The 13,406-nt window shown below is 44.6% G+C and carries 8 protein-coding genes; 2 read left to right on the top strand and 6 right to left on the bottom strand.

The annotated features are described in order from the left end of the window. Nucleotides 1-143 precede the first annotated feature (143 nt). Genes DZ860_RS00600 through dsrO form a run of 3 tightly spaced genes read right to left on the bottom strand, consistent with a single transcriptional unit; the run spans nt 144 to nt 5,148 of the window. Nucleotides 144-3,239: a tetrathionate reductase subunit A gene (locus tag DZ860_RS00600; protein ID WP_120028976.1), complete on the bottom strand. Its 3,096-nt coding sequence runs from the start codon at nt 3,237-3,239 to the stop codon at nt 144-146. A 17-nt stretch (nt 3,240-3,256) separates the two neighbouring features. Beyond that, nucleotides 3,257-4,384 (bottom strand): NrfD/PsrC family molybdoenzyme membrane anchor subunit, encoded by a 1,128-nt coding sequence (gene nrfD / locus DZ860_RS00595; protein WP_120028975.1) that lies wholly within the window; start codon nt 4,382-4,384, stop codon nt 3,257-3,259. Beyond that, nucleotides 4,381-5,148: a sulfate reduction electron transfer complex DsrMKJOP subunit DsrO gene (gene dsrO / locus DZ860_RS00590; protein ID WP_120028974.1), complete on the bottom strand. Its 768-nt coding sequence runs from the start codon at nt 5,146-5,148 to the stop codon at nt 4,381-4,383. Before dsrO ends, nrfD begins: the two co-directional genes overlap by 4 nt. A gap of 171 nt (nt 5,149-5,319) precedes the next feature. Here dsrO and DZ860_RS00585 point away from each other — a divergent pair, with 171 nt between their 5' ends. Both DZ860_RS00585 and DZ860_RS00580 read left to right on the top strand, forming a co-directional pair. Further along, nucleotides 5,320-7,302: a sensor histidine kinase gene (locus DZ860_RS00585; RefSeq protein ID WP_120028973.1), complete on the top strand. Its 1,983-nt coding sequence runs from the start codon at nt 5,320-5,322 to the stop codon at nt 7,300-7,302. Beyond that, nucleotides 7,303-7,923: a response regulator transcription factor gene (locus DZ860_RS00580; RefSeq protein ID WP_120028972.1), complete on the top strand. Its 621-nt coding sequence runs from the start codon at nt 7,303-7,305 to the stop codon at nt 7,921-7,923. Nucleotides 7,924-8,058: 135 nt separating this feature from the next. Here the strand turns inward: DZ860_RS00580 and DZ860_RS00575 are convergent, their stop codons facing one another. Genes DZ860_RS00575 through DZ860_RS00565 form a run of 3 tightly spaced genes read right to left on the bottom strand, consistent with a single transcriptional unit; the run spans nt 8,059 to nt 13,252 of the window. After that, entirely contained in the window at nt 8,059-11,118 is a 3,060-nt protein-coding gene (locus tag DZ860_RS00575; RefSeq protein ID WP_120028971.1) for an efflux RND transporter permease subunit, read from the bottom strand. After that, nucleotides 11,118-12,179, bottom strand: a complete 1,062-nt coding sequence (locus DZ860_RS00570) for an efflux RND transporter periplasmic adaptor subunit (protein WP_120028970.1) — start codon at nt 12,177-12,179, stop codon at nt 11,118-11,120. The genes DZ860_RS00575 and DZ860_RS00570 overlap by 1 nt, the downstream gene beginning before the upstream one ends. After that, nucleotides 12,179-13,252 (bottom strand): efflux RND transporter periplasmic adaptor subunit, encoded by a 1,074-nt coding sequence (locus DZ860_RS00565; protein ID WP_120028969.1) that lies wholly within the window; start codon nt 13,250-13,252, stop codon nt 12,179-12,181. The genes DZ860_RS00570 and DZ860_RS00565 overlap by 1 nt, the downstream gene beginning before the upstream one ends. Nucleotides 13,253-13,406 lie beyond the last annotated feature (154 nt).

The raw sequence follows: 13,406 nt of genomic DNA, 5'->3' as shown, positions 1-13,406 counted from the left end.
AATTGTCGAGCGAAATAACAAAACCGGCGTTTCTATCTTTCGATTAAGAATCCGCCGGCTTTCAACAAGCTCGTTGCAGCTGTTGTTATATTGATTAAATATGGATGCAGCTAAGTTTGTAGCTATGTCTTACGACATATACCTTACGAAACCTTACGGATCTTCGCTGGAAGCGCTTGACGCGCAGCCGCACCCACAACCCAATCGAGCATCACCCCTTTGCCCTCACGAGTTGGATCGATCAAACCGATATCATTGATGTTCACACCGTCTTGTTCACTGATTTTGACTGGTTGCTGTTTGTTGCCAATCCAGTGTGCGCGCTGTCCAAGCTCTGTGTGCCCAAATCCATGCTCAAGGCCCAATGTCCCTTGACGAATACCAGATAAAACCATCGCCAAAGCCTTAGTGCTCGCACCTGGAGTTTCAATGATAAATTCATCACCAGTCTGAATATCGGCTTGCGCCGCATCATGAGGATGAATATAAACCGGGTTAACCCCTTTAATCGAATTCAACCGTGGCGATAGATTTGATACCGCGCTATGAATGTTGGATTTAAAGTTAGTTAAACTAAATGGCCATTCCGATTTCGGATATTGAGTATCCAGTAACGTACCATCCGCTAGCTTTTGAGGATGCCAAGTTGGGCAACCGCTATAGAACTCACCCGTCATGGTGTTTCTAGCACTGCCGACACGCTCGTTCCAAATGGCGATAGGACGCGTCCACCTGTACTTCATCTGTTCACCTTGGTAAGCCTCACTGGCATTTTCAAAACGCCCGCCACGGGCAAAAATAAATCCGACTCGTTTCACTTCATCCGGCGTCAGTGTTTTTTGCATACTAGGGAGCAGCCGTTCAAGTCCCGACCATGCGATATCTTCTGCGCTAACTTCAGGCACTCCGCCTTTCACGTAAGCTAGGTTAGCGGCAGAACGCAGGTAAAAATCTTCGGCAGAATGGATTCCATGCCATTGCCCTTTGGCATCTTTGATCACCTTGTCACCAAAGCCACCTAGTTGCATTTTCTTCGCGACATCAATCAGGAAGTTTTCTAAACAAATATTACGACCATCCGCTGTCTTTTCAGTACGTGCTTCCACGATTGGCCAACGTGCTGTCACTGTTTTGACCGGAACATCATGCCATGGTGTTGCCATTCCCCAGCTTTCATAAGTCACAGTATCCGGCACAATATAATCAGACAAAGCCGTGGTTTCATTAATGAACGCATCGATTGAAACGATCAAACCCAACTGTTTTGGATCTTGCAGCTTCGCTTCGAGTAGATTTCTCAACCCAGGAACACCGTAAATTGGGTTTGCCATATGGTTGATCCATGCTTTGACTCTGTATGGATAACCATCAATTGCAGCAGACAAATGCTCTGTCAGTAACGGAGCGGCAAATGGGTACCAAGGTGCGCGCGTTGGATATGGTGATTTCCCAGCAGCAACTAGTCGTTTGTACTCACTTGTTTTTTGATAAGGAAATTTACTCCGTGATAGGAACACACCTTTCGGCGCTGTTTTGCCAGCGAATTTTGTGAAGTCATAACGTGGTCCATTAGCCGATGTTGGATAACCACCCGCTTTTGCCATCGCTCCCCCTTTCATGTTGATATTACCAATCAGGGCATTGAGCATTAAGATAGTAAACGCATTATAAAAACCATTGGTGTGCATGTTACCACCATGAGTATCAACTACCGCTTTAGTCCCATAGCTAGTAAAACGTTGTGCTAACGAAATGATTTGCTCAACGGGTATTTCACACTGAGCGCTGTAGAAGTCTAAATCATACTTAAATGCTTCTTCTTTCAAACGTTGCAAAGAAGACTTCACACGAACAATACCGGTATTAAGTTCGACGTCGCGATCGACAAATAGCTGCGCTTCCCCAGTTTGGTTATGAACGCTGAAGTCGCCACTGATAGCATCGATAATAACGTACGGATCGGCTTCAGATAGAGCATCGCCGTTGAACGCTATATTCATATCAGAGGCGCGCAAGAAGCTACCATTGCGAGGGTGGTTTTCATCGCTTATCACTAGGTGAGTTGCGTTACACCAATGGGCTGTCCCCGCTCGTTCCATTGCTTTTTGTCCCGGTTGAGCGAGGAAAAGTTGGTTATAACGTTTATTGCTGATGATCCACTGAATCATGCCAAGTACTAATGCGGAATCCGTACCTGGTTTGATCGGTAGCCAATGGTTAGTATCACCCGCAGCAAGGCTTGATGAACCCGCTGGTAAACTTGGAGTAATAATGGTGTATTCCAACTTCCCCTCTGTACGAGCTTTCGCTAACTGACGCGCCTGACGTTTAAATGGATTACCGGCTTGAGCGGGAGACATACCGATAAAAATGATGTATTCCGCATTATCAAAATCCGGCTTCAAGTGTGCGTTTTTATCCAAGTCATTCATCAACGCGCCACTACCCGCTCGGAATGCATAACCGCAATAAGAACCATGATGACCAAAATTACGAGTACCAAAGCTATTAAATGCAAAACGCTTGAAGATATCGTCACGACCTTCATTGCCCGCGTTGGTCATCAAGAGTTGGTTAGCCTTAGGGCCGTATTCAGGGTTTTGTGGGTCTAGTGGTGTGGTGATGTCACGAATGGCTTTTAATCCCTCCACGTGGCCCTCACCAAACAGATCGCCGCCCTCGACAACCTCGTTGATCAACTGCTCGTAGCTAATAGGTTCCCATTTCCCTTCACCCCGTTTACCCACACGTTTAAGTGGTTGAGTAATTCGATATGGGCTGTTGCGGATTTCTAGCATACCGTTTCCACGAGCGCAGGCAGTCGAACGTCCCTCTAGGCCAGATTCACCAGCCATACTTAAATATGCCTCTTTTACTGGCGTTTTAAATGGAATGTGTTGTTGGTGAGACAATGGATGATATGGGTTACCCGCGATGCGTAAAATCTCATCGGTTCGATTATCAATTCGAACTCGCAAACCACACAAGCTCCAACAACCAAAGCACATGGACGGTGCAACACGTTGATTTGGGTTTGGGATTAAATTGCCTGTCCCTTTAACCGTATATTCTGGCTCAAGTGAGTTTCCGTGGTGAATATCACGAGTTTTCTCACCTGCCGTACCCTCGAGTGCACCTACAACAATGTGTTTTGTTGTTGTCGCATAGCCAGCGGCAAAGGCTCCTAGACCTCCCACTGCAAGGCCCGATTTCAACAACTGACGGCGTTTATTATCCATAATGAAATCCTCTTAAATCAGTGTTTGGTAACGGCTGTTTCATTAGCCAATGTGTTTGTATCGCGCTTTAGCTTTGACTTTAGTTTTGGTTTGACTAACTCAGAACCAAATAACGCTAGCGCAAGCCATAGGCCAAACATACCAATAATGCCGAGCAATCCATTCCCCCCAGAGGGTAAGTCATAGGGATACGGTCCAACATCAAATTTCGCGATGGTTTGTACTTCCATCATTGTTACCCAGCGCACTGCCCATGCAGTTGTAATCGCAATAAGGGATGTAATAAGGACACCTATCAAGTGACGTTTCGTATCGCGTAAGGTAAATAATGCCAACAATACACAACCTAATAAAAGCGTCGTGAGTAACGCAATGTGCTTGACCCATATCGGGCTACCATATAGCGCGAAGTTGGCGTTGTTTGAAGCCCAAATTGGAATAAGTAGCAAGGTTAACACGCCACTTATAGTGGTGGTTTGTCTTAGCAGGCGAGTATCACTCGAGGTCAATTTTTTTGACGTTGATGGAATCATTAACCATATCAGTAACGAAAAGCCTATCGCACCCAAAAATGCAGTAATGAACCAAATCACAGGTGATGCGGGTTGATTCCATAGTGAACGGGATTGTACTATCGCAATTTCAGCGCCAGTGTAGAGCGCGATAGAAAGACCTGAAAAAACAGTGATAACAGCACAACTCAACATCAGTTGACGACTTGTTTTCCAACGACCTAGCGACAGCTTAGATAATAATGGGAAAATCTTGCCTGATTGCGTTTCTAAACTCATCAGGTCATCACGCAAATACAACCACGCCGTCGCGACGGCTAAACCAGAAAATAACGGTAAGAAAAGTGACCCAAGTGACATCCATGACCACGGTGTCAAATGTGCGTAAAAATGCCAAGCACGTCCAGGCTGATGTAGATCACCCGTTAAAGCTAACGGACCAACTATTGATCCAATGGCGAGAGTCAGCACCAAGGCTGCGCGAAGTCGATGACTAGTGTGAGTATCAAATAGCAACGCAATCAAAAATAAAATAGCCGCCGCGTATGCTGAACCAATATATAAAAAGTATTGAACGGCCCACGGTAGCCAAGCAATCGCCTCAGGTTGTACGAGTACTTCGGTTATATTCATGCTTTTTCTCCTTGCGGATCATAAATAGCAGCCTGCCCCTCAATATGCTGAGTAAAGCGTTCATTCATGCCGATATAGAACACATGGGGTTTAGTCCCCTCATTAGGTTTGAGTACTTTAATATCGGCGTGGTGCAGACTCATTAGACGACGAATTTCACTGTTAGGATCGTTGATGTCTCCAATGACTCGCGCCCCTCCAACACAAGTTTCTACGCAAGCGGGCAATAAGCCCTCTTCAAGACGATGAGCACAGAAAGTGCATTTGTCTGCAGTTAAGGTTTCTTCATTGATAAAACGCGCGTCGTACGGACAAGCTTGCACGCAATAAGCACACGCAACACAACGACTGTTATCGACCATAACAATGCCGTCTTCACGTTGAAAAGTAGCTTGTACTGGGCATACCGCAACACAAGGCGGATTCTCGCAATGGTTACATAAGCGCGGCAACATAAAAGCTTGCACTTCCTTGGTTGTGGCAGAACCATCATCAAGCATCACTTCATACTGCTTAACCGTGGTACGAAACTGACCGATAGGCGCTTGGTTCTCGATGCTACAACCGACTGTACAAGCCTGACATCCGACACATTTACGCAAATCAACCACCATTGCATAGCGCTTGCCTACGTCTCCTTTGCGTTCTAATTCATTGTTATTGCGTATTACCGTCCCTGCCGTCGCCGTTCCTATCCCTGTAATCGGAATGAGCGCAGCACCGGCACTGACGGCTCGGAGAAAAAGACGTTTGGTGCTATCCATAAATCACCTACTAAAGTTGAAGAGAACTTATGGTCATTGTCAGAATTGTTGTCTCCTATCGATATTGTGGATTTCCACATACCGCCATCAAAGTTGATCTAAAACAAAGGTGGATCAGACCATGTTGCTGTTATTCTCTCGTTTAAATACAGAGGATTAAAAAAGTTCTGAATGAAGACCACGCCCAATGTCATTCGCTTATTGATTATTGTTATTCGCTTATGGACTGTTGTTATCGGCTTAATCGCCGGAATAGCTTACGCGCAGCCACTAAAACTGGACAAGGCACTAAAACCGGACGCGGCACTAAACACCGTATCAAGTGAAAGCTCAGCCGTAAGTTCAATAGTGAAACCGCAAGTTAATGTCGGCGTATTAGCTATCCGCGGCCATCTGTATGCGATGCAGCGTTGGCAACCTACGATTAACTGGTTAAATCAGCAAATTCCCGATACGCATTTTGTGCTCACACCACTCGACCTAGATGGCATGACTAAAGCAGTGGAAAAGCAAAGCATAGACTTCATTCTAACTAACCCAGGCCAAGCGGTACGTTTAGGCCGTCAATATGCTTTATCTTGGATAGCGACACTCACCAGCCAAGCGCCTGAAAATTCCAACTACGGTATTGGTTCAGCTTTGGTCGTACGCTCAGATTCAAACTACACCGCTTTAAATCATGTTGCGGGTCAGCCCATCGCGGCCGTGTCTGAGAATGCTTTTGGGGGCTACCTAACCCTGAGGTACGAAGTGATCGAGCAAGGGTTAAATCCCAATGATTTCTTTTCAGATGTTCGTTACTTAGGCTTTCCAATCGATGCCAATCTATATCAGTTACGAGATCGCACTGTCGAAGCGGCGGTCGTGCCCGCCTGCCTTTTGGAACAAATGGAGAGTGAGGGTTTAATCGAGCAAGGCCTGTTGCGCGTGCTGACGCCCTCCAATATCGTGACAAGTGGTTGCGCTGTCTCGACACCGCTTTATCCGAATTGGTCGTTCGCTAAAACGGAACGAGGATCGCCGCAATTAGCCAAAAAAATCAGCCGAGTACTGCTTGCGATGCCTGAAGATAACCCAGCAGCTATTGCTGCAAAAGCTTCTGGCTGGACCTCGCCAATGAGTTTGTTATCAATCGATAAGCTTTATCAAGCAATGGATCTTCATCCGTTACAACAAGCCTGGTGGAAAGATGGACTGCGTTGGTTACGTACTCATCAGGAATGGGCATGGGCACTGTTTCTGTTTGTTATTGTGCTTAATATTTACCACTTCTGGCTTGAATATCGTTTTAGTAAGAGTAAACAAGCATTAGCGCAAACCTTGTCACGTTTAAAAGAAAAAAGTGAGATGCTAGAACACTCACAACGTGTCGCCATTGTGGGTGAACTGGGCAGTAGCGTAGCCCATGAAATCAATCAACCATTAGCTGCCATTCGAAATTATAGTGAGGGGGGCTTATTGCGCTTAGCAAAGAAGCGTCCATATGAAGACATCATTCCCGTATTAGAGAAGATCCAAACCCAAGTTGATCATGCTGATGCGATTGTTCGTCGCTTAAGAACACTCATCAAAAAGCGCAGCGTGACCATAGAAGCTTGTAACATCGAGCAATTAATTGCAGACACTCTCGAACTACTTAACTTTCGTCTGCAAAAACAAGGCATCGAAATTGTTCGTCATTGCGATGGACGACGACGAGATTTAACTGTTGATACTGTGGGTTTGCAGCAAGTACTGGTTAATGTCATCAATAACGCTATTGATGCTTGTATCATGTATAGCGACAATGACAAAGCAAGTCAGAACGGATATTTTATCGCTCAAATTTCGCTACATACCCAGTATCTCGCGCATGGCGTCTCAATTGGAATTACTGATAATGGCACTGGTTTAGAACATGACAACCCGACTCTCGCATTCACAACAACAAAACAAGATGGACTCGGTTTAGGTTTGGCAATATGCCGCGATGTGATGGAAGCACATGGTGGGGAATTTCTCATTCGCTCAATTCAGCCACATGGTTGCTTCGTTGAGCTAACACTACCTTATCAAACCGTCGACCAAGCAACTAAAAATGCGGACGTAACAAACGCCATAACATTAGACGATGCCAAAAAAAGAAGCCACCATGACATTCCACAGGAGAAATAAATGAACAGCAGTGACAAAAACCTACCTGTTTATGTGGTCGATGACAACGAATCTGTTCGCGACTCACTGGCTTTTATGTTGGAAGAGCATGATTTCTCGGTGACGACATTTTCAGATGGTTTAGACTTTCTTAATAACGTGGATATTGCGAAAGCAGGTTGTGTCATTCTTGATAGCCGAATGCCAAATCTTCGTGGTCAACAGGTACATCAAATTCTTAATGATGAAAAAAGTCCACTCGCTGTTATTTACCTGACTGGTCATGGTGATGTACCTATGGCAGTCGATGCGCTGCAAGCAGGAGCCGTAAATTTCTTTCAAAAGCCGGTAAAAGGCGATGAATTAGCCCAAGCAATTTTGAAAGGGCAAACCCAGTCAGCTGCTAATGTAGATATTGCTATTGTCAAATCTGCTTATGAAACATTGACCCCCAGAGAAAAAGACATTCTACGTTTAATCATTGCCGGTAAGCGAAATATCCGGATTGCTGATGAGCTGTGTATTGCGATGCGTACTGTGGAAGTGCATCGTGCAAGCTTATTGAAAAAACTCTGCGCAAAAACGGTAGCCGAACTCGCTTATATTTATGGGCGACTCGATCTGCATATACCTAATAAGTAGTTAGCCAGATTACTGAAACTAGAGATGTCATGATGTGATCGTTTATCTCATCATTAATTGTTTATTTCTATGAGTTACGCCATCAAAAAAGCCCTGAGGAAAACCTCAGGGCTGAATGTTTATCGAATTGAACGTCTATACCGTAGCTGGTTTAATCCTGTACAAAATCGCAAACATGACAGGAACAACAATCAATGTTAGTACCGTAGCAAAACCAAGACCCGCCATAATCGTAATCGCCATTGAGCCGAAGAATGCATCAAACACCAATGGAATCATGCCTAAGATAGTCGTCAGGGCCGCCATACTGACCGGGCGAACACGGCTAATAGCACTGTCGACTATCGCTAAGTAAGGATCTTTTCCTGACTCAAGCTCAAGGTTTATCTGATCAAGCAATACAATACCATTTTTCAAAATCATACCGCTTAAACTCAATAGTCCAAGAAATGCTGTGAAACTAAATGGCATATTGGTCGTAAGCAGGCCAAACGAAACACCGATGATAGAGAGCGGTACTGTAAACCAAATAACCAACGGCTTTTTAACTGAATTAAACAGCAATATTGTGATGATAAACATCAACAAATAGCCCATTGGCAATGAGCCAAATAATCCCTCTTGTGCATCAACCGTAGACTCATATTCACCACCCCAAGTAATTTCATAACCTGCTGGTAGCGGCAATGCCATTATTTTAGGCTGAACTCGAGTAAACAAACTCGCTGCCGTGTCCTCACTCAACACATCATGGTCAGCAAGCACCGACAACGTACGTTTACGGTCACGACGTTGAATCAACGGCTCTTCCCAATCCAGTTTCACGCCATCAATAACTTGATCGACTGGAATGTAACTCTGTAACGATGGGCTCCAAATATTTACGTTTTGAAGTGATTCAAAATCAACACGTTCTGCTTCCGGAAGACGAGCCAAAATAGGGAGCGTATCTGTACCATCGCGCAAGAAGCCAAGGGTATTACCCCCAAATGCCATTTGCAGTGTTCTTGATAAATCCTCTTTTGAAATACCTAAGCGACGTGCTTTTGATTCGTTAAATACCGGTACCAATTCTTTGGTGCGTTCACGCCAGTCATGGCGGATATTACGTGCCCCCGGATCGGTATGAAAAACATCCTCAACTTGCACTGCAAGTTCACGTAAAACTTGAGGATCCGCGCCAGTAATACGTGCTTCGATTTTCGATGCTGGAGACGGGCCAAACTCCATAAGCTTAAGCTGGAATGTTGGCTTATCGAACGCTTTCGCTAAGTTTTTATCCAAATGATGCAGTAGCTCAAACATGCTCTCACGTTCGATAGTTCGAACTTGGAACTGTGCATAAGCTTCATAGCTTTTCTCTGGTTGATAAGTTAATGAGAAACGCTGCAAACCTTGACCAATCGAAGCGGAAACAAAATCAATACTCTCTTGCTGGCGAATATAGCTTTCAACTTCTTCAGCCTTTTTGATCGTTTCGCGAATATCCGTCCCCTCTGGCATCCACATATCAACATAGAACATCGGCGTATTAGACGGTGGGAAAAACTGCTGCTTAACACTGCCAAACGCTACAACGGCACCAACAAGTAATGCAATCATGCTGCCAACGGTTAACCAACGAAATCTCAATGCGAATTTTAGGATTATTTTGAACACAGCGAACAACCAACCTTTGTAAAGGTCTTCGTCTGAAATTTGTGCCCCTTTTTCCTCATCTTTTAACAGAAGATCCGCTAAGAACGGCGTCAGTGTAATGGCGGTAACCCAACTCAAGAATAACGAGAAACATAGCACCCAGAATAGCGACCCCATGAACTCGCCTGTCGCATCTTCAGACAAACCGATCGGGGCAAAAGCGGTAATCGCAATAACCGTTGCACCTAACAACGGCCATTGTGTCTGCTTTACAATGTCAGCAGCGGCTTGGATCTTCGTTCGTCCTCTTTTAATGCCTACCAGTATGCCTTCCACAACAACAATAGCGTTATCCACCAGCATCCCTAGCGCAATAATTAATGCGCCTAAAGAGATCCGATGCAATTCTATGTTGTTGTAGTTCATCAAAATAAAGGTGCCAAATACCGTCAGTAGCAAAACTAAACCGATAATCAATCCACTGCGTAGACCCATGGTAAATAGCAGTACAATAATCACAATAGCGACCGCTTCAAGCAAGCTAATTACAAATGCTTGAACCGAGTTATCAACCTCTTGTGACTGATTGTAGAAGTAACTCATATCGATGCCGGTAGGCTTAATGGTTTCGAGGCTGGCAAGTTCAGCCTCTACGCGCTGCCCTACTTCAACCACATTCACGCCCGCAGCAAACGAGATACCGATATTGATCGCTTTCTTGCCGTTAAACAGAATGACATTGCCCGGTTTTTCTTGAATACCACGGCTAATATCAGCAACGTCTTTTAAGCGAATTAAATTGCCCGTGTCACGCCCATGAATGATAAGGTTTTCCAACGCTTCTACTGAATTCAAGGTACCGCTTGGTCGGATCACGAGGCTTTCCCCGTTCACCATCACCTCACCAGCAGACACAACATTGTTCTGCTGGTTAAGCAGTGTCGCGATAACATTCATATCCAAATTCAAAGCAGCTAAGCGGTCGAGCGAAATTTCGACGAACAACATCTCTTGCTGGGCGCCAGCAATATCGACTTTACCAACCCCCTCAACCAACTCAAGTTCACGAGTCAATTGATCAGCGTAACGTTTCAGCTCAACATAGTCGTAATCATCCCCGACCAACATCAACATCACGCCGTAAACATCGCCAAAATCATCAATAATCTGCAGAGATTGCACACCTTGCGGTAAAGTTGGTCGCAGATCGTTGATTTTACGTCGCATTTCATCCCAAATCTGTGGCAACTCATCCGGGCCATAGTTCAGGCTCATACTGACCATGATCTGTGACATTCCATTTGAAGATGTCGATGTGATTTTATCAATATAAGGTAACTTACGAATTTCTTTTTCAAGCGGATATGTAAGTTCTTCCTCAACTTCCTGAGAACTCGCCCCTGGGTAAGTCGCAATTATCATCGCATCTTTGATGGTAAAAGCAGGGTCTTCTAAACGCCCAAGATCAAGAAATGAAATAACGCCGCCAATGGCTAAAATAATGATGAACAGCCAACTGATGACTTTGTTCTTTATTGAATATTCAGCAATGTTCATTATTGGTTTTTCTCCACAACATCGACATGTTTCCCTTCACGCAATTTGCGTAAGCTCGAATTGACTAATACATCTCCCTCAACCACACCAGAGGAAACGATAACACCACGGCCGTTCACCTGTTCAATCGTCACTGGGCGTTTCGTCACTTTATCGCCCACCAACTTCCAAACAAAAAACTCCCCCTCTTGATTGCCAGCTTGGAGTGATGTCATTGGTATGTTGTAGCCGTCAATTGCTGAAATTCCTGCTTTCACCATATCAACAGAAACACTCACGCTGGTGCCCGGCAAAATCTCATGCTCAGGTTGTAGCATCGTTAGGTACATCTGGTAAGTTTGCGTTTGTTCATTGGGTTCACTGGTATGCTCCAAGTAATCCAATGGATAGTTTTTTTCAACACCAGAAAACGTCGCTAATGGCTGGTAACTCATGTTTTGCGAATTAGGATTGACCATGGCTGATACGGTGTCAGAAAGCTCTATGCGAACGTATACCTTGTCGTTTTGGTAAACATTCAATACAGGTTCACCGATCGCGACACGTTCAAAACGTTCTTTAAACACATCTGAAACTTTGCCAGAAAATGGGGAGAATAGACTGGTATAGCTAAGTTGGTTCGTTGCATTATTGAAGTTCGCTTGTGCCAACGCTTTGTTCGCCATCAACTCATCCAACTCTGCTTTCGAAATCATTTGGCGGTCATAAAGATCTTGACCACGTTTAAGTTGACGAGTTGTCAGCGAATATTGTGCTTGTGCATCATTCAACGCCTGCGTCTCTTTATTTCCATCAAGCTTCGCGAGCAATTGCCCTTTTTCGACAACATCACCGGCTTTAACCAATACATGCTGCACTTCGCCCTCACGACGAAAAGCGATCTGAGTTTGCTCCGCCGGAACAACGGAACCTTTGAAAGTGCGATATTGACTTTTTATGGGTGCATCAACCGAAATTGTGGATACATATAGCGGCTGTTCAATGACTGCTTCTGTGTTCTCTTTACAACCCGTTAATACTGCCATCGCAATAGCAGAAACCATAAATAAAGATCGTTTCATTAAATTCCCGCCTCACGAACCCAAGCTTTAACTACCTGCCCTTCAACTAAACGCTCAACGCCGGCAACCACGACGTAGTCGCTATTGTCTAATCCTGATTTAACGCCACCATTAGCCGTCAACGGCAGAGTCACTTTGTTAACTTGATGCGTTTCACTGTCCATAACCCACACTTGACCATGATCGGCTTGTTTATTTACCCATGCCGCTTTTGGCAACGTCAGTGCTGTCGAAATATTTTGCTTGGCAATATGCACTTGGCCTGTCATTCCGGTGAGATAATTGCGATCCGATGGTCTGGCAATCGTCACGATCGCTTCATAGCTATTGGTGTCGCTATTAGGTTGAGTAGAGATCTCTTTGAAAATACCTTGGATACGATTGTTCGGTTCACTGTCCATGCTTACCCACATCTCTGTGTTCTTGAGCGTTTCAAGAGAGACGGACTCCATATAAGTCACGGGTAAAGTGAACGACACGTCTAAAGTCGTATTGTCGATTAAATTCAAAACCTGCTGCTTTTCACCAACAATTTGCGACGGTTTTACATAGGTATACGAGACAACGCCGTCAAAAGGCGCATGAATCTCTGTATAACTTAAGTCTGTTTTAGCTTGTTCAAGGTTGGCTAATGCTGCTTTGTATTGCGTTTCGTGCTGATCGTAATTATCGGTACTGATCAGTTTTTTACTGTACAAGCTCTTAGCGCGTTCCCACTGTGTTTTTGCCAAATCATATTTTGCTTGCGAAGCATCCAAAGCCAGTTGCAGGTCGGTAGGATCTAACATGGCAAGAATATCGTCTTTTTTCACTTCCTCGCCCATTCTTACCACTAACTTCTCAAGTTTCCCGCCAACCTGAAAAGAGAGTTGCGCTCTATAGGTCGCGTCAATTCGAGCGAGAAAGGCATCTGAATCCGCAACAATGAGATCGTGCACGGCAAGAAGTTTGACCGGTTTGATTAATGGCTCGGCCGGCTCTGAGACGGCTTTGTTACAACCAGTTAGAGCTGTAGAAAGACTCAACGCCACCACTGCTCCTATGATTGTGCGTTTTATGTTTCTGTTTCGCACTGGCTTTCTCCACTCAATTTATATACTACACAGTTGTGCAGTATATAAATATTATGAAAATGATCAACTTATTATCCAAGTGGATAGTAAAATAATTAGTCAAAGAGCTCCGTTTCTGGTAAAAACACTCAGATTGGTTCATATTGGGAAACAT

The organism is Vibrio sinensis (genome assembly GCF_003605645.1).
In the GTDB taxonomy this organism is placed as follows: Bacteria; Pseudomonadota; Gammaproteobacteria; order Enterobacterales; family Vibrionaceae; genus Vibrio; species Vibrio sinensis.
Note: the sequence above shows the minus strand (reverse complement) of the source record. Positions and strands in the feature narration are given on the sequence as shown.

Excerpts from the sequence above, each read along its gene's own strand:
- dsrO (WP_120028974.1), bottom strand. The coding sequence starts at position 5,148 with ATGGATAGCACCAAACGTCTTTTTCTCCGAGCCGTCAGTGCCGGTGCT.
- DZ860_RS00570 (WP_120028970.1), bottom strand. The coding sequence starts at position 12,179 with ATGAAACGATCTTTATTTATGGTTTCTGCTATTGCGATGGCAGTATTA.
- DZ860_RS00600 (WP_120028976.1), bottom strand. The coding sequence starts at position 3,239 with ATGGATAATAAACGCCGTCAGTTGTTGAAATCGGGCCTTGCAGTGGGA.
- DZ860_RS00575 (WP_120028971.1), bottom strand. The coding sequence starts at position 11,118 with ATGAACATTGCTGAATATTCAATAAAGAACAAAGTCATCAGTTGGCTG.
- DZ860_RS00580 (WP_120028972.1), top strand. The coding sequence starts at position 7,303 with ATGAACAGCAGTGACAAAAACCTACCTGTTTATGTGGTCGATGACAAC.
- nrfD (WP_120028975.1), bottom strand. The coding sequence starts at position 4,384 with ATGAATATAACCGAAGTACTCGTACAACCTGAGGCGATTGCTTGGCTA.
- DZ860_RS00585 (WP_120028973.1), top strand. The coding sequence starts at position 5,320 with ATGAAGACCACGCCCAATGTCATTCGCTTATTGATTATTGTTATTCGC.